Origin of the sequence: Arthrobacter caoxuetaonis (assembly GCF_023921125.1) — a bacterium.
In the GTDB taxonomy this organism is placed as follows: domain Bacteria; phylum Actinomycetota; class Actinomycetes; order Actinomycetales; family Micrococcaceae; genus Arthrobacter_B; species Arthrobacter_B caoxuetaonis.
Genome location: NZ_CP099466.1, coordinates 2,048,217 through 2,068,033 on the forward strand (window position 1 = coordinate 2,048,217; position 19,817 = coordinate 2,068,033).

Sequence of the window (19,817 nt, forward strand, 5' to 3'; positions counted from 1 at the left end):
CCTATTCCGGCCGGCATGGTGCTGCCGCCTGTTTCGAAAAGACCGGTGAAGGTCTTTGTCCATAATTTGCCTCCAACATTTCTCCTGCGTTTCGGAGGCATTAAAGCTGTGGAGCAACTGTGTTCTCCGTGCCCGACATCCTTGGCTAACCGGACGAGTTCTGCAAGAGTGTAGAAATCGCCGCCGGTCCGCTTTCATTCCGGCGGCTGGCATCTGATGCCCGGCTGGTCTGCTGGGATCTGCCGGCCTTGATTTGGGCCCTGGCCGCTTTTTCTTTCCCGCGTGCGCAGCAGCTCCCGCGGGACCGCCCGCCCAGAGAAGCCCAGCGAGGTCCCATGACTTCCTTGTTCCGTTCCGCCCTGCACGATCGAGCTGCCAGACGCATTTTCTTCCCCGCCACTGCAGCGGCCGGCGTCCTGCTCCTGGCAGGCTGCTCCGTTCCGGCAGACACCGCCCGGGCCGCCGAAGGAAGCACCCTCGAGACCGCCAACACCGGCGTGCACTACCCGCTGGAGCTGGACAACTGCGGAACCGCTGTCTCCCTGCAGGCGCCGCCTGAAAGGGTGGTCACGATCAAATCCACCTCCACCGAACTGCTCCTGGCACTTGGCCTTGGGGACAGGATCGTGGGCACAGCGTTCTCTGACGGTCCGGTGCCGCAGGCCTGGGCCGGCGACGCCCCTCCGGTCCTCGCCGGGAAAGTTCCGTCCCTCGAGGCGGTGCTGTCGCTGGCTCCTGACCTGGTCTTCGCCGGATGGGAATCCAACTTCTCCGCCGACGGGGCGGGGGAACGCAGCCAGCTGACGGACTTGGGGGTGCAGAGCTACGTCTCGCCTGCCGCGTGCCAGGGGAACGGCTACCGGCCCAGTCCGCTCACGTTCGACGATGTCTTCGCCTCGATTGAGGAGGCCGGGGACGTTTTTGGGGCGCCGGAAGCTGCTGCCGAACTGGTTCGGGAACAGCGGACGGAGCTGGATGCGGTTGTTCCCTCCGGCAAGGGCTACAGCGCCCTCTGGTACAGCTCGGGATCCGACACTCCCTTTGTGGGCGCCGGAAGCGGAGCGCCGGCTCTGCTGATGGAAGCGGCCGGACTGGAGAACATTGCCGATGGAATCGATGCCGGATGGAGCCCCTATTCCTGGGAGGCCGTTGCCGAAGCGGATCCGGACGTCATTGTGCTCGTTGACTCGGCGTGGGGCAGCGCCGACAAGAAGAAATCCGTCCTGGAAGCCCATCCGGTGATCTCGCAGCTCGCCGCGGTCCGGGAAGGACGCTACCTGGTGGTGCCGTTCGCGGCGTCGGAGGCCGGGGTACGCAACGTGGAGACGGTCCGGTCCCTCACCGAGCAGCTGGCTGACCTTGACTGAGACTCTCCCCCGGACCCTCGCCCCGGGACGCCGGGAGCCCGCACCCCGCCCCGCTTCCCGGCGCATCTGGCTGGTGACCGCCGGACTTGCTGCGGCGCTGGCGGCAGCAGTCCTCTGGGCGCTGACTGTGGGACCGGCAGGATTGGGCGTCCGCGAGGCGTGGCTGGCCCTGACCGCACCGGGCAGCAGCTCGCTGACTCCGGTGCAGGAAGCCATTGTGCGGGACCTGAGACTGCCCCGAATCCTCACGGCGGCGGCGGTGGGCGCAGGACTGGCCCTGAGCGGTGCGGTGATCCAGGCACTGACCCGCAACCCGCTGGCGGACCCCTACCTGCTGGGGCTGAGTTCCGGTGCCGGCCTCGGTGCCGTCACCGTGCTGCTCCTGGGTGCCGCCGTCGTTCTTCCGGTTGCGGCCTTTGCCGGGGCCATGCTGGCCATGGTGCTTACGCTGGGCCTCGCCGGTTCGCTGGGCACGATCACACCCACCAGGACCGTGCTGGCCGGACTGGCGGTCTCCTCGCTGGCGGCTGCTGCCACCTCCTTCGTGGTGTTCTGGACGGCGCAGGGGGATTCCTACCGCGAGGTCCTGGGCTGGCTGATGGGATCGCTCGCCGGAACCGGATGGAACACGGTGGCCATTGCACTGCCGGTACTGGCCGTCGTCGGTCTTCCCCTGATGCTCTGCGGCCGGATCCTCGACGCCTTCGCTTTCGGTGATACCGCCGCCGCTGCCCTGGGCATCCATGTTCCGGCGGTGCGGTGGGTGCTGTTGGGTGCCACCGCGGTACTGACCGGTGCCATGGTGTCGGTCAGCGGATCAATCGGCTTCGTCGGATTGGTGCTGCCGCACGCCGTCCGCCTGCTGACCGGGTCCCGGCACCGCGTGCTGCTCCCCCTCAGCGCCCTCGCCGGCGCGCTCTTCCTGGTACTGGCCGATACGGCGGCCCGGTCCGTGTTTGACCCGCGGGAGATTCCGGTGGGGATCGTCACGGCGCTGATCGGAGCACCGGTGTTCATTATGCTGCTGCTGCGGCGCAGGAGGATTGGATGAAGCGCACGCAGAGCCTCGACACGAGCCGGGTGACGCTGGCCCGCGGCGGCAGGATGCTCATTGACGGAGTGGACTGCAGCATCCGGTCCGGAACGCTGACCGGGATCCTGGGACCCAACGGTGCCGGGAAGTCGACGCTGCTCCACCTGCTGGCCGGAATCCTGATTCCCGATTCAGGGACGGTACTGCTCGGCGGTGTTCCCCTGGCCGGCGTCGGCCGGCGCGCCCGGGCCCGGCGCATCGCCCTGGTCGAACAGGCCCTGCCCACCGACGTCGCCCAGCCGGTGCGGGACCTGGTGCTGCTGGGCCGCACCCCGCACCGGAGCCTGTTCGCCGCCGACGGGCCAGGGGACCACGACGCCGCAGACCGGGCCCTGCAGGCGGCGGGAGCCGCGGCGCTGGCAGACCGGATGTATGAGACCCTCTCCGGCGGGGAACGCCAGCGGGTACAACTGGCACGCGCCCTGGCTCAGGACCCGTCGCTGCTGCTGCTCGACGAGCCGACCAACCACCTGGACATCGGGGCGCAGCTGGAAACACTGGACCTGCTGGAGAAACTTGCCGCGGACGGCATGGGTATCGCCGCGGCGCTGCATGACATCAACCATGCCTCAGCCAGCTGCTCCCACGTGATCGTGCTGCACCGCGGCCGGGTCGCGGCGGCAGGGGCTACGGCGGCCGTCCTCACCCCGGACCTGATCCGGACCGTCTACGGCGTGGACGCGGCGATGGTTCCCCATCCGCAGACGGGACGTCCGTTCATCGCTTTTAGTCAGCGCTGATGCGTGCCCGGCGGCGTGCCTCGGAGGCAGCCGCTGCATACCCTGCTGCGTAGCCGTCCTCATATCCAGCCGCATGGCCGTCGTCGTACCCTGCGTTGTATCCGGTTTTGGTGCCGGACCGCCGGCCGTCCTCGTAGGCTTCCGTGCTGCCCTGCCGGAACATGTCCTCAGCGGCAGGACGGAGCAGCGCCCGCGCTCCGGGGTCCTTGTCCATACCGCCCACGGTGACCAGCGTGTCCAGTCCGCGGACCAGCGCCACGGGAAGGCCAGCTGCCTTGCCCTTGACCAGGTCTGCGGCCGCAGCGATCTCGTCTGCCACCGCGGACACCGTGGCGGACATCGGCCGGCCCGAGCCGTCCGGCTGCCCGCGCAGGTCCAGCAGCACGCTGATGCCTGCGGCACCGATCGCGGCGTCCGTCTGGCCCTGGCGCCACGGCCGGCCCAGCGTGTCGGTAATGATGACGCCGACGTCGACGCCGAAGTCCCGTTTCAGGCCGCGGCACAGGGCGCGGGCCGAAGCGTCCGGATCCAGCGGAAGCAGCAGCACCGTGCCTTCGGCGGTGTTGCTGGCGTCTACTCCGGCGGACGCCGCCACGATGCCGAGCCGGTTCTCCACGATGCGCGTGGTGCCGTTCCCGGTCTCCCGGCTGGCCACCACGCGAACCGTTTCCTGCTCAACGGCTTCTTCGCGCCGGTCCGCCGGAACCGTGCGGCCCTCGGCCTTGGACACGATCTTGGAAGTGACGGCGAGGATGTCCCCGCTCCGCAGCTCCCGGCCGCAGGCCCGGCCAATCAGCTCGACCAGGTCATCTCCGGCCCGTACTTCGCCGATGCCGCGCACCGGCGTGATGACCAGCCGCCGTGCCGGGGAGGAATCGCCGGCGGGGATGGACGCCTGCTCTGGCTTCGCGGGTGCGCTGGGAAAAGACGGCGCAGTGTTCATCGGTGCAGCTCCGGGAGGACGTCGCGGGAAAAGGTGTCGATCCATTCACGCTGGTTGCGGCCCACGTTGTGCAGGTAGACGCGGTCGAAGCCAAGGTCAAGGAACTTCTGGATGTAGGCGCGGTGGACGTCCGGGTCCTCTGAGATCAGCAGGCGTCCCTCGAAGTCCTCCGGCCGGACGAGCCGGGCCATCTGCTCCAGCTCGAAGGGCGAGCGGATGTCAGCCTTCGGGAACTTCATGCCGCCGTTGGGCCACTCGGTCATGGCGTTGGCCAGCGCTTCCTCATACGTGGGCGCCCAGCTCATGTGCAGCTGAAGAACCTTGGGCATGTTTTCGGGGTCCTTGCCTGCCTCGCGGGCACCGGCGTCGAAGCGTGCGAACAGCCCCTCAATCTTCTCCAGCGGTGCTCCCACCGTGATCAGGCCGTCGGCGTGCTTCCCGGCACGCTTGGCCGTGACCGGACCGGCGGTGGCGACCAGGATCTCGGGTGCAACCTCCGGCATGGTCCAAAGCCGGGTGGATTCCATCTTGTAGAACGTTCCGCTGTGGCGGACATCCTTGCCGGCCAGCGAGGCAGCGAAAAGCTTGGAAATGATCTCAATCGCCTCGAACATCCGGTTGATGCGTTCGGGTGCCTCGGGCCAGTACTGGGCCGTGACGTGTTCGTTCAGCGCTTCGCCGGAGCCGAGGCCCAGCCAGTGCCGGCCCGGGTACATGGCCGCCAGGGTCGCGGAGGCCTGGGCCACCATGGCCGGATGCCAGCGGAAGGTCGGAGCTGTCACGCCGGGCCCGATATCTCCCTTGGTACGTTCCCCCAGGGCTGCCAGCACGTTCCAGACAAACGCGGATTGTCCTTGTGCCGGGACCCACGGCTGGAAGTGGTCTGCGGCCATGACGCCCGAAAAACCGCGCTCCTCGGCATACGCGGAAAGTGCCACGGCCTCGGTCGGATGGAACTGCTCGAGCATGGCCGCATAGCCGATCCGCAAGGGGGTTTTCATGCAGCCACTATAGGCCAGCCCCGTAGCTCAATCCGTGACCGGCATGTTTCAGCTGTGCAACATTGCACCCCGCGAAGCGATCTGCGGAAGCAGGTCCTCCGCGGGAGGTGTCCATACGGCAGGATCGGCGGCGCTCTGGTCTCCGGAGCGGATGTCCTTGACCTCATGGCTTCCGTCTTCTGCCGTGAACCAGACGAACGGGATGCCGCGGCGGTCCGCGTACTTGATCTGCTTGCCGAACTTCTCTGCCTTGGCGGCAACCTCGACGGCGATGCCCCGCCCGCGCAGGGCAGCGGCAACATCCTGGGCTGCCGACCACGAATCGTCGTCGGCCAGCGTCACCAGTACCGCGGTGGGCACTGAACGGGAGGCTTCCGCGAAGTCCTGGCTGAGGATGCGCATCACCAGGCGGGTGACACCGATGGAGAGTCCGACGCCGGGGAACGTGCGGCTGCCCTTGGCAGCGAGGGAATCGTAGCGGCCGCCGGAGCAGATGGAGCCAAGCTGCTCGTGGCCCACCAGGACCGTCTCGTAGACCGTGCCGGTGTAGTAATCCAGGCCGCGGGCAATGGACAGGTCCGCAATGACCTTGCCCGGTGCCCGGCGTGATGCCTCGGCGATCACCTGTTCCAGTTCATCCAGGCCGGTCTCAAAAAGTTCGTTTGTTACGCCCAGCGCCCGCACCTCATCCGCGAAGGAGACGTCCTCGGACCGGATGGAGGCGAGCTTGAGGGCCAGTTCAGCCTGCCCGGGTGTGGCACCCAGTTCTTCCTGCAGCAGTTCCGCTACCCGTGCCGGACCCACCTTTTCCAGCTTGTCGATGCTCCGCAGCACGCCGGCGGTGTCCTCAAGACCGATACCGCGGTAGAAACCCTCGGCCAGCTTGCGGTTGTTCACGCGGATCCGGAAATCCGGGATGGGGAGCGCGCCGAGGGCCTCGGCGATCACCAGTGCCAGCTCGACGTCGTACCGGAACGGCAGGTCGCCGTCGCCCACGACGTCGATGTCCGCCTGGGTGAACTCCCGGGCACGCCCTTCCTGGGGGCGCTCACCGCGCCAGACCTTCTGGATCTGGTAGCGGCGGAACGGGAAGGCAAGGTGGCCGGCGTTCTCCACCACATAGCGGGCGAACGGCACAGTGAGGTCAAAGTGCAGGGCCAGCTGGTTCGGGTCCTGCTTACCGGCGGGCTCGCCCTCTTCGGCCTGCAGCCGGCTGAGTGCGTAGACTTCCTTGTCGATTTCGCCCTTGCGGAGCAGCTGGCCCACCGTTTCCACGGCACGGGTTTCGATGTTCGCGAAGCCGTGGAGCTCGAAGGTCCGCCGCAGGACGTCCAGCACATGGAGTTCCACGAGACGCTCCTGCGGTAGCCATTCGGGGAAACCGGACAGTGAGGCCTTGCGTGCCATGCGGGCTGACTCCTTGAGAGTGGATCGGCTCCGGCGGCGGACGCACTGCTGCGCTGCGGCCGGATGACTGGGAATGCACACCTGCGGCGTGCCTAAACTGTGTGCGGCACTCATTTTAGCCTCTCCGGCTGCTCGGGTGCCGCAGCGCATCAGCAAGGCGCCGCCCGGCGGTGCCCCCAGGACTTGTCCCTTCGAAGGAGGCAGCGGTGAAGGTCAACAACCGCACCGACCGTGAAACCCGGCGTCGCGTGGCCCGGATGGAAGCCCGCCGTGCCCTGGCGGCGCACCAGGGCCGGCGTCGGAAAATGGACAACGTCTATGCCCTGACGGCCGGGGCCCTCGTTTTGGCACTGGCCATCGCATTGCAGGTTTTCTGGTTCTCCTCGAATCCGACGGCCGAGGATCTGGAACTGCTCCAGCGGGAGGCAGAGGCCGCCCCGGCAACGTCTGCGCCCTCCGCTATCCCGGATCCTTCCCTTGCCGCAGGGCAGGTATTCGACGGCACCCTGGAACTGAACGGCGAAGAAGTGGAGGTTGAACTCGACGGCAACGCGGCGCCTCAGGCCGTAGCCGTCTTCAAGTCCCTCTCCGACTCGGGGTTCTTCAACGGCAAGGACTGCCACCGGCTCGTGACAGCCGAGACGATGGGAGTGCTGCAGTGCGGCTCCGCCGACGGCACGGGCGCCTCCGACCCGGGGTACCAGTGGGGTCCGGTGGAGAATACTCCGGCGGACGGTGTCTACCCGGCAGGAAGCATCGCCGTGGCCCGGGGTGCCACCGGCGACTCCCACGGCACGCAGTTCTTCATCGCTTACAAGGACTCCGTCATAACGCAGGAAACCGGCGGATACACGATAATGGGTAAGGTAACGTCAGGGCTTGAGGTTTTGGAGACGATCGCCGCATCCGGGGTCGCCGGCGAAACCCAGGACGGCACGCCTCTGGCACCGGTGACGATAGATTCGTTTACCCTGAAGTAATGGCTCAGCGGGATTCGCTCAGCGGCCACCATCGAGTGAAAGACTTTTAGCGGTGACAGACAGTCAGAAATCCGACGAAACCACCGGAGCTGCTCCGGTTGAACAGCGCCCTTCGGCACCGAGTCCTGCCGCTTTTGCGGCACGGCACCCGGCACCGGCACCGGCAGCGCCCCGCCCGGGCGCCGGAACAGCGGCACCGGTGGTGGCCGCTCCGGCGACCCACACCACTGCGCTTGATGAAGCCGCCAAGTTCGCCCGCATCGAAGACGACGGACACGTTTTCCTGCTCGTCAACGGCGAGGAATTCCCGGTTGGGCAGTACCCCGATGCGACACGCGAAGAGGCACTCGCCTACTTTGTACGCAAGTACGACGACGCCATGAGCCAGGTCATCCTGCTGGAGCAGCGGCTGGCTGCGAAGGCGCCGGCCGGTGACATGCACAAGACCCTCAAACACCTCGCCGAGCAGGTTGCCGAACGCAAGATGGTCGGCGACGTCCTGGCGCTCGATGCCCGCATCGCTTCCCTGGAGAACGGCATCAAGGAAGCCGAGGCCGCTGAGCGTGCCGAAGCCGAGGCCGTCCGCGCCCGCGAGCTTGCAGCCCGTGAAGCAATCGTGGCCGAGGCCGAAGAGATCGCTGCCAAGGATCCCGCAACGATCCAGTGGAAGACCAGCAGCAACCGGATGAACGAACTGTTCGAAGCGTGGAAGGCCGCGCAGAAGAACGGTCCGCGCCTGGGACGCAGCAACGAGGACTCCCTGTGGAAGCGGTTCCGTTCCGCCCGCACCGTCTTCGACCGGCACCGCCGCGCGTACTTCTCCCAGCTGGACAGCGAGAATGCCGAAGCCAAGAAGGCCAAGGAAGCACTCATCGCCCGCGCCGAAGCCCTCTCCACCTCGACGGACTGGGGCAACACCGCCGCCGAGTACCGGCTGTTGATGGATGAGTGGAAAGCCTCCAAGCGTGCCAGCCGCAAGGACGACGACGTACTGTGGGCCCGCTTCCGTGCCGCGCAGGACAAGTTCTTTGCAGCACGCCAGGCTGCCAACGAGGTCATCGACGAGGAATTCGCTGCGAACCTGGTCGTCAAGGAGGCACTGCTGAAGGAAGCGCAGGAGATCCTTCCCGTCACGGACCTCAACGCCGCCCGCAAGGCCCTGCAGTCGATCCGTGACCGCTGGGAAGAAGCAGGGAAGGTTCCCCGTGCCGACATGGGCCGGATGGAAGCCGGTATCCGCAAGGTTGAGGAAGCCGTCAAGGCTGCCGAAGACGAGCACTGGCAGCGCAGCAACCCGGAGACAAAGGCACGCACCAACAGCGCGCTGAGCCAGCTGGAAGCCGCTATTGCCTCCCTGAAGGACGAGCTCGCAGCCGCCGAAAAGAACGGCAACGCCAAGAAGATCGCTGATGCCCGCGAAGCGCTGGCCGCACGTGAGCAGTGGCTTGAGACTCTGCGCCGTTCCGCCCAGGACTTTTCCTAGGCACAGCCTGTACTGACACGGCACGAAGGTCCGGTCCCCGCTTATCCACAGGCGGGGACCGGACCTTTCGCTTTAACTGACGGCCGGTACAGTCTGGAGGGATGTCCCAGCCATGGCCGCTAGCCGGCACTATCCCAGAGATCACGTCCACCGGCGGGGCGCTCTTCCACGCGGGGGAACTCTTCTCCGGGCCGGAACTGCACGGGATGTGCCGCGACGGGCTGCTCACCCGCGTGTACGGCTCCACGTACGTGCGGTGGGACGTCCGCCCCGGCCCGCTGGCAAGGGCCCTGGCGGCGCAGCACGCGCTGCCTGCACCTGTCCGCGGGCGCTACGTGTTCGGACGCCTCACAGCAGCATGGATCTTCGGCTGCGCTCCCCCGCCCGCGCGGCTGGCCCTGCTGGCTGATAACCGCCACCGCGGGACAGCGCTGCCGCCGTTCAGCGGCGCCGTCCTGCACGAGGTGGCACTGGGTCCGGCTGACCGTCTGGATCTCGGCGGCGCAGCCGTGACGCAGCCGCTGCGGACCGCCGTCGACGTCGCCCTGCACTGTCCGCTTCCGGACGCCGTCGATGCCCTGGCGCGGATGGCACGTGAGCCCGGCTTGAACGCTTCGCTGGTCTATGTCCGGTCCCTGCTGCTCAGCATGCGCCGCGTGCCGGGGACCAAGCGGGCCCTCGAAGCCGTAGAAGCCGCCGCTGGGCCCCCGGGCTAGACGCGGCGCTGGCTGCCCGTGGTGCGGTAGACGTCGTAAACACCGTCGATCCGCCGGACGGCGCTGAGGATATGGGTCAGGTACTTCGGATCACCCATCTCGAAGACGAACTTCGACATAGCCACCCGGTCGCTGGAGGTGTTGACGCTCGCGGACAGGATGTTCACGTGGTTCTCGGAGAGCACCCGTGTGACGTCCGAAAGCAGGCTCTTGCGGTCCAGTGCTTCAACCTGGATTTCCACCAGGAACACCGAGGACTGCGTAGGTGCCCAGTCCACCGAAACGATCCGGTCCGGCTGGTCTCTCAGTTCCTGGACGTTACGGCAGTCGTTGCGGTGTACTGAGACGCCGGAACCGCGCGTCACGAACCCGACGATCGGATCAGGGGGGACGGGCGTGCAACACCGGGCCAGCTTCACCCAGACATCGCCCACTCCGCGGACGGTGACGCCGGAGTCGGAGAATTTGGGCCGCCGGGCGTTGGCGGAGGAGACCGGAGTCTCGGCCAGGTCCTCTTCGGCTCCCTGGTGCCCGCCCATGAGACCGACCAGATGTTCGATCACGTTCTGCGCTGAGGTGTGGCCGTCTCCGACAGCGGCGTACAGTGCCGAAATGTCCTGGTGATGGAGTTCCTGGGCCACCGCTACCAGGGCGTCGTGCGTCATCAGGCGCTGCAGCGGGAGGTTCTGCTTCCGCATCCCGCGGGTGAGCAGGTCCTTGCCCTTCTCGATCGCCTCTTCGCGGCGCTCCTTGGTGAACCACTGGCGGATCTTGTTACGGGCCCGCGGACTCTTGACGAAGCCCTGCCAATCCTGGCTGGGACCGGCGCCTTCTGCCTTGGAGGTGAAGATTTCCACCCAGTCACCGTGCTGGAGCTCGCTGTTGAGCGGTACCAGCTTGCCGTTGACCCGGGCACCGATGGTGCGGTGGCCCACCTCCGTGTGCACCGCGTAGGCGAAGTCCACCGGCGTGGAGCCTGCCGGAAGTGCCATGACCTCGCCCTTGGGCGTGAACACGAAGACTTCCCGGGCATTGATTTCAAAACGCAGCGAATCCAGGAATTCATCCGGATCGGAGGTTTCCTGCTGCCAGTCCACCAGGGAGCGCAACCAGCCCATGTCTGAGTTGTCCGGAGCCGGAGCACCGTTCTTGGCGCTGTCCTTATACTTCCAGTGCGCGGCAACACCGTACTCGGCCCGCCGGTGCATGTCATGGGTGCGGATCTGGATTTCCACCGGCTTGCCGCCGGGGCCGATCACCGTGGTGTGCAGCGACTGGTACATGTTGAACTTCGGCATCGCGATGTAGTCCTTGAAACGCCCGGGCAGGGGGTTCCAGCGGGCATGCAGCGCGCCGAGGGTGGCGTAGCAGTCACGGACGGAATCCACGAGGACGCGGACGCCCATCAGGTCATGGATGTCGTCGAAGTCCTTGCCCCGCACAATCATCTTTTGGTAGATCGAGTAATAGTGCTTGGGGCGGCCCGTGATGGTGGCCTTGATCTTCACGTTGTGCAGGTCGTCGGCGATCTGGCTGCGGACGGTGGCGAGGTATTTCTCGCGCTCCGGAGTGCGGTCCCCGACCATCCGGACAATCTCTTCGTAGACCTTGGGATACAAGGCGGCAAACGAAAGGTCCTCAAGCTCCCACTTGATCGTGTTCATGCCCAGCCGGTGGGCAAGCGGAGCGAAGATCTCCAGGGTTTCGCGGGCCTTGCGGGCGGAAGATTCGGGCGAGACAAAGCGCCAGGTCCGTGCGTTATGCAGGCGGTCCGCCAGTTTGATGACCAGCACACGGATGTCCTTGGCCATGGCCACGACCATCTTGCGCACGGTCTCGGACTGGGCTGCGTCGCCGAAGGTGACCTTGTCCAGCTTGGTGACTCCGTCGACCAGCATGGCGACTTCGGGACCGAAGTCGCTGCGGAGTTCATCCAGGGTGTAGGACGTGTCTTCGACCGTGTCATGCAGCAGGGCCGCAGCCAGGGTCGTGCCCGTCATGCCGAGCTCGGCAAGGATCGTCGCCACAGCTACCGGGTGGGTGATGTATGGATCGCCGCTCTTGCGCTTCTGGCCCTCGTGGCTGCGTTCCGCCACCAGGTAGGCACGCTGGATGAGGTCCAGGTCCTCCCGCGGGTTATTGGCCCGGACAGTGCGCAGCAGCGGCTCCAGCATGGGCGAATAGGCAGTTCCGCCGCGGCCGGCCAGGCGGGCAAGGCGCGCCCGGGTGCCGTGACGGCGGACGGGCACCGGGGGTTTCGGGGCCGTTTTTTGGGCACCCTTGGATGCCGGTTCCGCGGATCCGGAAACCGGCTGGAGGCCGGACGAACCGTTCTTCGAGGATTCTGGCTCCGGCGGATTCACCGTGCCCGGGGCTGCGGATGCACCCCGGTTTTTTCCTGCCTCATCGGCAGGCGTCGCGCTGTCGGCCAACTGCTGCCCTCTCTTCCCGGTATCTGCCCAGTCTATGCCTCCAAACTGCTGTGCTTACACCGCCGGTTCCGTTCTTCCCCCGGGGAGAAGGAACGGAACCGGCGGTTGAGCCCAGCTGGAAGCCCTACGTTGCTGCGGTGGGAACTGCAGCCGAACGGGCGCTGTGTGCGCGCTGGTCATTGACGCGCTTGGCCTGCTTGACGATCTCCGGTTCCTTCCGGCGCAGCCAAGCATAAAGCGGTGCCGCCACGAACAAAGTTCCCAGGGTGCCCAGGATGATGCCGATGAACAGGGCCAGCGACAGGTCCTTCAGGGTGCCGGCGCCCAGGAGGTAGGCACCGATGAACAACACGGACGCCACGGGAAGCACTGCCACCACGGACGTGTTGATGGACCGCACCAGGGTCTGGTTGACCGCCAGGTTCACCTGTTCCGCGAACGTCCGCTTGGTCTGTTTCTCCAGGTTCGCCGTGTTCTCCCGAATCTTGTCGAAGACCACCACGGTGTCATACAGCGAGTAGCTCAACACGGTCAGGAAGCCGATGATCGCCGACGGCGTCACCTCGAATCCACTGAGTGAGTAGAGCCCCGCCGTCGTGATCATGACGGCGAGCAGTCCGGTGACCGCCGCGAGGGACATTTTCCAGGTGCGGAAGTACAGTGCCATCAAGATGGCGGCAAGGGCCACGAAGACGACGAGGCCTACCAACGCCTGGCGGCTGACGTCATTGCCCCAGGTAGGACCTATGAACGTAGAGGTCACGTTGTCTTCGGTGACGCCGTAGTCCTCGGCCAGTGCGGCCTTGACCTCGAGCGTCTCGTCGTCGCTGAGTTCCTCTGTCTGGATCCGCATGGTGCCCGGGGAAATGTTGGTGACCCGGGGATCGGAGCCGGAGACGACGCCGGCTACCGCTTCTTCGCCCACGGAGACCTCGGTGTTTTCCACGCCCGAGACGGTGAATTCGGAACCGCCCCTGAAGTCGATGCCGAGATTGAACCCGCCCTTGACGACGGGAATCAGGATCGAGAGCAGAATGGCGGCAGCTGCGACGATAAACCACAGCTTGTAACGGCCCACGAAGTTGTAGGAGCGCTTGCCGGTGTAAAGCTCATTGCCGAACCTGGCGAATCTGGGGAGCTCGCTCATCAGTTGCCCTCCTTTTCCGCATCGCGGCCGGGACCGGCCATGGAATCCTGCTTGTTCTGCTCGTCCGGCGCTGCGGCCGTGGAGCTCTTGCCGCCATCGGCCTCACGCTGGGCGGCAGCCTCGGCTGCACGGCGCTCGGCGATGGTCATGCGGCGTTCAGCCTCGCGTGCTGCGCCCTTGTTCTTGCCCTTGGCCGCGGCCGGTGCTGCCGCGGACCCGGAGGTATTCGCAGCTGCATCACCTGCAGGCGCCGGCTCGCGCAGGCGTCCTGCGCCCCGGTAGACCGGGACTGCACCAAGACGTGTTGCGTCCAGTCCGGACCACTTGTGGCCCTTGCCGAAGAACTTGGTCTTGGCCAGGAGGACCATCACCGGGTGCGTAAACATAAAGACGACGATGAGGTCGGCGATAGCCGTAAGGCCGAGCGTAAATGCGAAGCCGCGGACGTTGCCGACAGCCACGAAGTAGAGCACGACGGCGGCCAGCAGGTTCACTGCCTTGGAGGCCAGGACGGTGCGCTTGGCACGCTTCCAGCCGTTGTCCACGGCGGACACCAGTCCCCTGCCGTCACGCAGCTCATCGCGGATTCGTTCGAAGTAGACGATGAACGAGTCGGCTGTGAGGCCGATGGCCACAATCAGGCCTGCGACGCCGGCCAGTGACAGCCGGTAGTTGTGGGACCAGCCGAGGATCGCGATGGCCAGGTAAGTCAGGACGCCGGCGACAACCAGGGACGCGATCGTCACGAAGCCCAGCGCCCGGTACTGGAACAGTGAGTACACCGCCACGAGGATCAGGCCGATGATGCCGGCGACCAGGCCCATGCGGAGCTGGTCGGCACCGAGGGTCGCGGAAACCTGCTGTTCGCTCTGGATGTCGAAGCTGATGGGCAGGGCGCCGTACTTCAGCTGCTCGGAAAGCGCCTTTGCGCTCTCCTGGGTGAACTGGCCCGTGATCTGTGCGTTGCCGTCCGTGATCAGCACGTTCATCGACGGTGCGGAGATGACCTGGCCGTCGAGCACAATGGCGAACTGGTTCTGCGGGCTTCCGTCACCGAAGGTCAGCAGACGCTCCGAGACGGCCCGGAACTTCTCCGTACCTTCGCCGTTGAAGTCCAGGTTGACTGCCCACTCGTTCAGGGACTGGCCCTGGCCGGTCTGGGCCATCCCGAAGCTGGCGTCTTCCAGCATGGATCCGGGGACCTCCACCGGACCGAGGATGTACTTGCCGGCGGTGCCCGGCTCGCAGGCAACCATGGCCTGGTCCGCGGGGGCGGGCTCAACGGAGGCTTCAAGCGCTGCCGGGTCCAGGCAGTTGGTGCTCTCGAATTCCTTGTACAGCTCAGGCGTAACCCAGTTCATGTCCGAACCGTTTTCCGGCTCGGCCGTGGGTGCCGGCAGCTGGTCATCCGGCGTCGGCGTCTCCGCGGCAGGAGCCTGTCCGGGCCCGCCCAGGATCACCGAGCGGAACTCCATGGCAGCCGAGGCCTGGATCAACGCACGGGTTTCAGCGGAAGGCGTACCCGGGAGCGAGACGACGACGTTGCGGCCGGACTGCGTGGTGATCTCCGCTTCGGAGACACCGCTTCCGTCCACCCGCTGGCGGATGATCTCCACAGCCTGGTCGAGCTGCTCCTGGCTGATCTGCGTATCACCGCCGGTAACCTTCGGGGCGAGGATCATCTGGGTGCCGCCCTCAAGGTCCAGGGCAAGCTTCGGAGTCCAGGTGGCGTTGCTCCACATGGAGCCGCCGCCGAGCAAAAGGGCCAGGGCAGCAAAAAGGACGCCCAACCAAATGAGCGTCTTTTTCGCGGCCGGGCCGGAGCCGTTTCGAGGCATAAGGGTTTTCCTTTAGGGCGTAAGCGCCGGAGACAGTGTGGTCCGGCGGGCCCGCGGCATCAGTGAAGCCGCAGGCCCTCGGAGAGTCTAGTTGTCTTTCTTGTTCTCGCGGTTCAGGCGCTCGAGAGTTTCCTCGGCAGTCTCCTCCTGCGCGGCAGCGTCGTCGCGTGCGGCGTCAGCAGTTTCCGTGCGCGGAGTTTCACCGGTCAGGGACGAAGCATCATCCGGTACGACGGTTTCCGTCTCTTCTTCCACCGGAGTCGTCGTGACCACCTTAGTGAGGGCCTGCAGGTGGATGGTTGCGGTGTTGCCGGGCGAGAGTTCCAGGACGGCCTTGTTCTCTTCCTGGTCGACGGAGACGATGGTGCCGAACAGGCCGAACTGCGTCATGACCTCGGTGCCCGGAACCATCTGGGTCCGCTGCTCCTGGACGGTCTTCTGGGTCTTCTTCTGCTTTCGGAACATCATGATGATGAACAGGCCAAGAAGAACGGGCAGAAGAAGGCTCGTCAGGTCAAAACCACCCTGGTTGGTGTTTTCGCTGGTCTGGGCCAAGACATTCAAGAACACGAAGGGTTCCGTTTCTGTTGCGGTGTAAAGGTCGGTTAGTCGATCTTGCGCGGCTGCCTGCCGCTCCGGGCTGCCCACCCTGCGCAGGCAGGAGGGCACGCCGGAGGGCGCAAGCGTTTGATCAGTCTAAGGGACAACGCAGCGCCAGCCGCTTAAGTTTCATTCTGCATCTCTTCGGCGGCGTTTGCATCCCGGCTTAGTTCTCCCCGGAAGTACCCGAAACCGGCAGATCCGGCAGGAGCTGCGCGGCGGCGTCGGGCATCTGCAGCCCGAGGTGTTCCCAGGCCGCGCGTGTCGCAATCCGGCCCCGCGGTGTCCTGCCCAGCAGTCCTTCGCGGACCAGGTACGGCTCGGCGACCGTCTCGACAGTCTCCGGTTCTTCCCCGACGGCGATGGCCAGGGTGGAAAGTCCCACCGGTCCCCCGCCGAACTTGGTGACCAGCGCATGGAGCACGGAGCGGTCCAGCCGGTCCAGGCCGCGGGCGTCCACCTCATACATGTCCAGTGCGGCCCCGGCAGAGCGCGCGTCGATCTGGTCGATGCCGTGCACGAGCGCCCAGTCACGCACACGGCGCAGCAGGCGGTTGGCAATTCGCGGCGTACCGCGGGACCGGCCGGCGACCTCCGCAAAGCCCGCCGAGTTCACCTTCATGTCCATGAGCATGGCGGAGCGGCGCAGGACCAGTTCCAGCTCGGCCGTGGAGTAGAACTCCAGGTGGCCGGTGAAGCCGAAACGGTCGCGCAGGGGGCCGGGAAGCAGGCCGGCGCGGGTGGTGGCGCCGACCAGGGTGAACGGCGGGAGGTCGAGCGGGATCGCCGTCGCGCCTGCGCCCTTGCCCACCACGATGTCCACGCGGAAGTCTTCCATCGCCATGTACAGCATTTCCTCGGCGGGACGGGACATGCGGTGGATTTCGTCCAGGAAGAGCACCTCGCCCTCCGTGAGGGAGGAGAGGATGGCGGCGAGATCGCCTGCGTGCTGGATCGCTGGGCCGGAGCTGATCCGCAGCGGTGCATTCATCTCGGCGGCAATGATCATGGACAGGGTGGTCTTGCCCAGACCCGGCGGCCCGGAAAGCAGGACGTGGTCTGCGCTCCGTCCGCGCAGCCGGGATGCTTCCAGCACCAGTGAGAGCTGTTCGCGGACGCGCTTCTGGCCCACGAAGTCGTCAAGGTTCTTGGGGCGCAGCGCGGCTTCGACGGCCTTGTCGTCGGGGTCCGGCGTCGGTGTGGTGAGCGTTTCGGCGGAAGACACTCTAGCCGGCCTGCTTCTGCGGTGCCCGGCGGGTGCCGTCCTGGCCAAGACGCCTGAGCGTCAGGCGGAGGATCTCCGCTACGTTGCCGGAGGCTGCGGCGTCGGGATGCTCCGCAGCGGTGGCGTCCACTGCTGCTGCGGCGTCCTTCTCCGACCAGCCCAGGCCGGTCATGGCGGAGAGCACCTGGTCATTCCAGGCCGGGACGCCGGCGGGAGCTTCCTCGGTGCCGTGCGGCACCAGCTTGTCCGCCAGTTCCAGCACAATCCGGCGCGCCCCTTTGGGACCGATGCCGGACACCTTGCTGAATGCCTTGTCGTCCCCGGTGGACGCGGCCACCCGGATAGCCTCCGGGCTGTGCACCGCCAGGACTGCCAGGGCCAGCCGGGGGCCCACCCCGCTGACGCTGAGCAGCGCCTCGAATACTTCCCGCTCCCCCGGATCCGCGAACCCGAAGAGCGTCATGGAGTCCTCACGCACGATCAGCGCCGTGTGCACCTGTGCTTCCGCCCCGGGCCGGAGCCCTGAGAGGGTTTGCGGCGTCGCCTGGACGAGCATGCCGATGCCGTTGACGTCGAGGACGGCGGAAGAAGGGCCGACGTGCGATACAACACCGCGCAGCGAGGCGATCATGGGGAGACTCCGTGCATTGATCCGATTGCAGAATAGAACATATCTACGAACAGCCTACTGGTCCGGCAGGCATTTCCGGCACTTTAGAAGCGGGCGCGTTTTGCCTTGGCCTCGGCCTCGGCCCAAAGCCGCTGCGCCGCAGTCAGCCCGCCCTGCACCGGACCGCCGCCGGAGGAGGCCGATCCCTGCGTGGCTGCCTGCCCCGGTCCAAGCGCGCCGCGCCGCCACGCATGGGTGATGGCCAGCGCCAGCGCATCGGCGGCGTCGGCCGGCCGCGGCATTTCGGTGAGCCGCAGAATCTTGGTCACCATGCGTCCCACGGCTTCCTTGTTGGCAGAGCCGGAGCCGGTCACCGCGGCTTTCACCTCGGTCGGGGTATGGAGCGCCACCGGAATTCCACGGCGGGCAGCGGCAGCAATAACGACGCCGGAGGCCTGGGCCGTGCCCATCACCGTGGACACATTGAGCTGGCTGAACACCCGTTCCACGGCAAGAACGTCCGGGGAGTGCGTATCCAGCCACAGCTCAATGGCTTCGGAGATCGCCAGCAGCCGCGCGTCCAGCGCTGTACCGGCTTCGGTCCCCGCGACACCGACGGCCACCAGGGTGGCACGCCGGTTGCCTTCGACGTCCACGACGCCCAATCCGCAGCGGGTCAGTCCCGGGTCAACTCCCAGGACCCGGAGAGGCACGCGGTGCTCAGTCTTCTTCGAGCTGTGCGAGGACGTCTGCTGAAATGTCCGCGTTGGAGTAGACGTTCTGGACGTCGTCCAGGTCCTCCACCGCGTCGACCAGCTTCATGAACTTCCGGGCGTTGTCTGCATCGAGTTCCACGTGCATGGAGGGCAGGAACTCTGCTTCGTCGGTGTCGTACTCGATTCCGGCTTCCTCGAGGGCAGCAACGACGGCCCGCAGGTCCGCGGCTTCGGAGATGATCTCGAAGTTCTCGCCCGCTTCCTTGACCTCGTCAGCCCCGGCGTCGAGCACCGCCATCAGCAGGTCGTCTTCGGTGAGGTCCTTCTTCGGAAGGGTGACCACGCCCTTGCGGGTGAACATATAGGCGACCGAACCCGGGTCGCCCATGTTGCCGCCGTTGCGCGTAACGGCCAGGCGCACCTCGGAAGCGGCGCGGTTCTTGTTATCGGTGAGGCACTCGATCAGCAGAGCAGTGCCCTGGGGCCCGTAGCCTTCGTACATGATGGTCTGGTAGTCGACGGCTTCGCCCAGGAGCCCGGCGCCGCGCTTGACGGCACGGTTGATGTTGTCGATGGGGACCGAGGTCTTCTTGGCCTTCTGCACGGCCAGTTCCAGGCCGGGGTTGCCGGCCATGTCAGCGCCGCCGGCACGGGCGGCTACTTCGATGTTCTTGATCAGCTTGGCAAAGGACTTGGCACGCTTGGCATCAATTACGGCCTTTTTGTGCTTGGTGGTTGCCCATTTCGAGTGGCCCGACATGCTTTACGCGTCTCCTCTGATCATCTGGATAAATAGTTCGTGGATGCGGCGCTCCCCCGTTACCTCCGGATGGAACGAGGTGGCCAGCAGTTTCCCCGAACGCACTGCGACAATTCTAGCGACTGAATCCCTCCCCTTAGCGATGGCTTCCGTGGAGGCCGCCTGCGGGAGGACCTTCGCCAGGACCTGCACCGAGGAGCCTACCTTCTCAACCCACGGTGCGCGGATGAAAACTGCGTGCACAGGCGCAGCCGGCTGTCCCGGCTCCTGCGAGGGGAGGTCCTGGAGCCCATCGAAGTCCAGGGTGGTCTCGAACGACTCACGCTGGCGGCCAAAGGCGTTGCGCCGGACTGTCAGGTCCAGGCCGCCAAGGGTCTGCTGAGGTTCACCCGCTGCGTCCAGGGCCGGGTCCGTGATCCGGTCCGCCAGGAGGATCATGCCCGCACAGGAGCCATAGACCGGAAACCCATCCCGGATTTTTGCCCGCAGCGGCTCGGCAATGCCGTAGAGCCGCATGAGTTTGTCGATCGTGGTGGATTCCCCGCCGGGCAGGACCAGCCCGTCCAGGGCATCGAGTTCGGACGCCCGCCGGACCGGAATGGTCCGTGCGCCGGCTGCTTCCAGCGCCTGGACGTGTTCGCGGACACCGCCCTGCAGGGCAAGCACTCCCACCAGCGGTGCAGCGGTGGCCCTGGTGGTGATCTCGGTCATTTGACCAGTCTAGGTTGCCGGGTGCCTTCCGGTCCGGTTAGTGACCGT

At 66.2% G+C, this 19,817-nt stretch carries 18 protein-coding genes; 6 read left to right on the forward strand and 12 right to left on the reverse strand.

The features are described 5' to 3' along the window. The first annotated feature begins 335 nt into the window (after positions 1–335). Genes NF551_RS09355 through NF551_RS09365 form a run of 3 tightly spaced genes read left to right on the forward strand, consistent with a single transcriptional unit; the run spans position 336 to position 3,200 of the window. Positions 336–1,367 (forward strand): putative F420-0 ABC transporter substrate-binding protein, encoded by a 1,032-nt coding sequence (locus NF551_RS09355; RefSeq protein WP_227895693.1) that lies wholly within the window; start codon positions 336–338, stop codon positions 1,365–1,367. After that, complete coding sequence (locus NF551_RS09360) at positions 1,354–2,418, forward strand: putative F420-0 ABC transporter permease subunit (RefSeq protein ID WP_432418574.1); 1,065 nt, start codon at positions 1,354–1,356, stop codon at positions 2,416–2,418. The genes NF551_RS09355 and NF551_RS09360 overlap by 14 nt, the downstream gene beginning before the upstream one ends. After that, positions 2,415–3,200 (forward strand): ABC transporter ATP-binding protein, encoded by a 786-nt coding sequence (locus tag NF551_RS09365; RefSeq protein WP_227895692.1) that lies wholly within the window; start codon positions 2,415–2,417, stop codon positions 3,198–3,200. The genes NF551_RS09360 and NF551_RS09365 overlap by 4 nt, the downstream gene beginning before the upstream one ends. Here the strand turns inward: NF551_RS09365 and NF551_RS09370 are convergent. The 3 genes from NF551_RS09370 to hisS are packed head-to-tail and all read right to left on the reverse strand — an operon-like array spanning position 3,187 to position 6,551. Further along, entirely contained in the window at positions 3,187–4,143 is a 957-nt protein-coding gene (locus NF551_RS09370; RefSeq protein ID WP_227895691.1) for a coenzyme F420-0:L-glutamate ligase, read from the reverse strand. The two genes, NF551_RS09365 and NF551_RS09370, sit on opposite strands and share 14 nt — an antisense overlap. Continuing rightward, complete coding sequence (locus NF551_RS09375) at positions 4,140–5,144, reverse strand: TIGR03557 family F420-dependent LLM class oxidoreductase (RefSeq protein ID WP_227895690.1); 1,005 nt, start codon at positions 5,142–5,144, stop codon at positions 4,140–4,142. The genes NF551_RS09370 and NF551_RS09375 overlap by 4 nt, the downstream gene beginning before the upstream one ends. 48 nt (positions 5,145–5,192) lie before the next feature. Continuing rightward, positions 5,193–6,551 carry a histidine--tRNA ligase gene (gene hisS / locus NF551_RS09380; protein WP_227895689.1) on the reverse strand — a complete coding sequence of 453 codons (1,359 nt, stop codon included), beginning with the start codon at positions 6,549–6,551 and terminating at the stop codon, positions 5,193–5,195. A 206-nt stretch (positions 6,552–6,757) separates the two neighbouring features. On the opposite strand from hisS, the gene NF551_RS09385 reads away from it, so the two are divergent. The 3 genes from NF551_RS09385 (at position 6,758) to NF551_RS09395 (ending at position 9,730) form a co-directional block, all read left to right on the forward strand. Beyond that, positions 6,758–7,531, forward strand: coding sequence for a peptidylprolyl isomerase (locus tag NF551_RS09385; RefSeq protein ID WP_227895688.1), 774 nt, complete (start codon positions 6,758–6,760; stop codon positions 7,529–7,531). A gap of 52 nt (positions 7,532–7,583) precedes the next feature. Next, on the forward strand, positions 7,584–9,014 hold the full coding sequence (locus NF551_RS09390) for a DUF349 domain-containing protein (RefSeq protein WP_227895687.1): 1,431 nt from the start codon (positions 7,584–7,586) through the stop codon (positions 9,012–9,014). A 101-nt stretch (positions 9,015–9,115) separates the two neighbouring features. Further along, positions 9,116–9,730 carry a hypothetical protein gene (locus NF551_RS09395; RefSeq protein WP_227895686.1) on the forward strand — a complete coding sequence of 205 codons (615 nt, stop codon included), beginning with the start codon at positions 9,116–9,118 and terminating at the stop codon, positions 9,728–9,730. On the opposite strand, the gene NF551_RS09400 is transcribed toward NF551_RS09395, so the two are convergent. The 9 genes from NF551_RS09400 to pdxT all read right to left on the reverse strand — a co-directional run bounded on the left by NF551_RS09400 (position 9,727) and on the right by pdxT (position 19,769). Then, on the reverse strand, positions 9,727–11,904 hold the full coding sequence (locus NF551_RS09400; protein ID WP_227895754.1) for a RelA/SpoT family protein: 2,178 nt from the start codon (positions 11,902–11,904) through the stop codon (positions 9,727–9,729). The genes NF551_RS09395 and NF551_RS09400 overlap by 4 nt on opposite strands. Positions 11,905–12,286: 382 nt before the next feature. Then, the gene (gene secF / locus NF551_RS09405) at positions 12,287–13,309 is read right to left on the reverse strand and encodes a protein translocase subunit SecF (protein WP_227895685.1); all 1,023 of its coding nucleotides are present in this window, start codon (positions 13,307–13,309) and stop codon (positions 12,287–12,289) included. After that, a complete protein-coding gene (gene secD / locus NF551_RS09410; RefSeq protein ID WP_227895684.1) occupies positions 13,309–15,147 on the reverse strand; it encodes a protein translocase subunit SecD in 1,839 nt (612 codons plus the stop codon). Before secD ends, secF begins: the two co-directional genes overlap by 1 nt. A gap of 87 nt (positions 15,148–15,234) precedes the next feature. Further along, a complete protein-coding gene (locus tag NF551_RS09415; protein WP_227895683.1) occupies positions 15,235–15,717 on the reverse strand; it encodes a preprotein translocase subunit YajC in 483 nt (160 codons plus the stop codon). 196 nt (positions 15,718–15,913) lie between these two features. Continuing rightward, positions 15,914–16,972: a Holliday junction branch migration DNA helicase RuvB gene (ruvB, locus tag NF551_RS09420; protein WP_341482266.1), complete on the reverse strand. Its 1,059-nt coding sequence runs from the start codon at positions 16,970–16,972 to the stop codon at positions 15,914–15,916. A gap of 1 nt (position 16,973) precedes the next feature. Then, positions 16,974–17,603, reverse strand: a complete 630-nt coding sequence (gene ruvA, locus NF551_RS09425; RefSeq protein ID WP_227895682.1) for a Holliday junction branch migration protein RuvA — start codon at positions 17,601–17,603, stop codon at positions 16,974–16,976. 83 nt (positions 17,604–17,686) lie between these two features. Beyond that, a complete protein-coding gene (ruvC, locus tag NF551_RS09430) occupies positions 17,687–18,295 on the reverse strand; it encodes a crossover junction endodeoxyribonuclease RuvC (protein ID WP_227895681.1) in 609 nt (202 codons plus the stop codon). A 7-nt stretch (positions 18,296–18,302) separates the two neighbouring features. Continuing rightward, entirely contained in the window at positions 18,303–19,058 is a 756-nt protein-coding gene (locus tag NF551_RS09435) for a YebC/PmpR family DNA-binding transcriptional regulator (RefSeq protein ID WP_055240948.1), read from the reverse strand. A gap of 3 nt (positions 19,059–19,061) precedes the next feature. Continuing rightward, positions 19,062–19,769 (reverse strand): pyridoxal 5'-phosphate synthase glutaminase subunit PdxT, encoded by a 708-nt coding sequence (gene pdxT / locus NF551_RS09440; RefSeq protein ID WP_227895680.1) that lies wholly within the window; start codon positions 19,767–19,769, stop codon positions 19,062–19,064. Positions 19,770–19,817: the final 48 nt, after the last annotated feature.

Bases quoted from the DNA above. Each gene is read 5' to 3' on its own strand.
- NF551_RS09355 (WP_227895693.1), top strand. From the start codon at position 336: ATGACTTCCTTGTTCCGTTCCGCCCTGCACGATCGAGCTGCCAGACGC.
- NF551_RS09365 (WP_227895692.1), top strand. From the start codon at position 2,415: ATGAAGCGCACGCAGAGCCTCGACACGAGCCGGGTGACGCTGGCCCGC.
- NF551_RS09370 (WP_227895691.1), bottom strand. From the start codon at position 4,143: ATGAACACTGCGCCGTCTTTTCCCAGCGCACCCGCGAAGCCAGAGCAG.
- NF551_RS09375 (WP_227895690.1), bottom strand. From the start codon at position 5,144: ATGAAAACCCCCTTGCGGATCGGCTATGCGGCCATGCTCGAGCAGTTC.
- hisS (WP_227895689.1), bottom strand. From the start codon at position 6,551: ATGGCACGCAAGGCCTCACTGTCCGGTTTCCCCGAATGGCTACCGCAG.
- NF551_RS09395 (WP_227895686.1), top strand. From the start codon at position 9,116: ATGTCCCAGCCATGGCCGCTAGCCGGCACTATCCCAGAGATCACGTCC.
- NF551_RS09400 (WP_227895754.1), bottom strand. From the start codon at position 11,904: ATGCTGGAGCCGCTGCTGCGCACTGTCCGGGCCAATAACCCGCGGGAG.
- secF (WP_227895685.1), bottom strand. From the start codon at position 13,309: ATGAGCGAGCTCCCCAGATTCGCCAGGTTCGGCAATGAGCTTTACACC.
- secD (WP_227895684.1), bottom strand. From the start codon at position 15,147: ATGCCTCGAAACGGCTCCGGCCCGGCCGCGAAAAAGACGCTCATTTGG.
- ruvA (WP_227895682.1), bottom strand. From the start codon at position 17,603: ATGATCGCCTCGCTGCGCGGTGTTGTATCGCACGTCGGCCCTTCTTCC.
- NF551_RS09435 (WP_055240948.1), bottom strand. From the start codon at position 19,058: ATGTCGGGCCACTCGAAATGGGCAACCACCAAGCACAAAAAGGCCGTA.
- pdxT (WP_227895680.1), bottom strand. From the start codon at position 19,769: ATGACCGAGATCACCACCAGGGCCACCGCTGCACCGCTGGTGGGAGTG.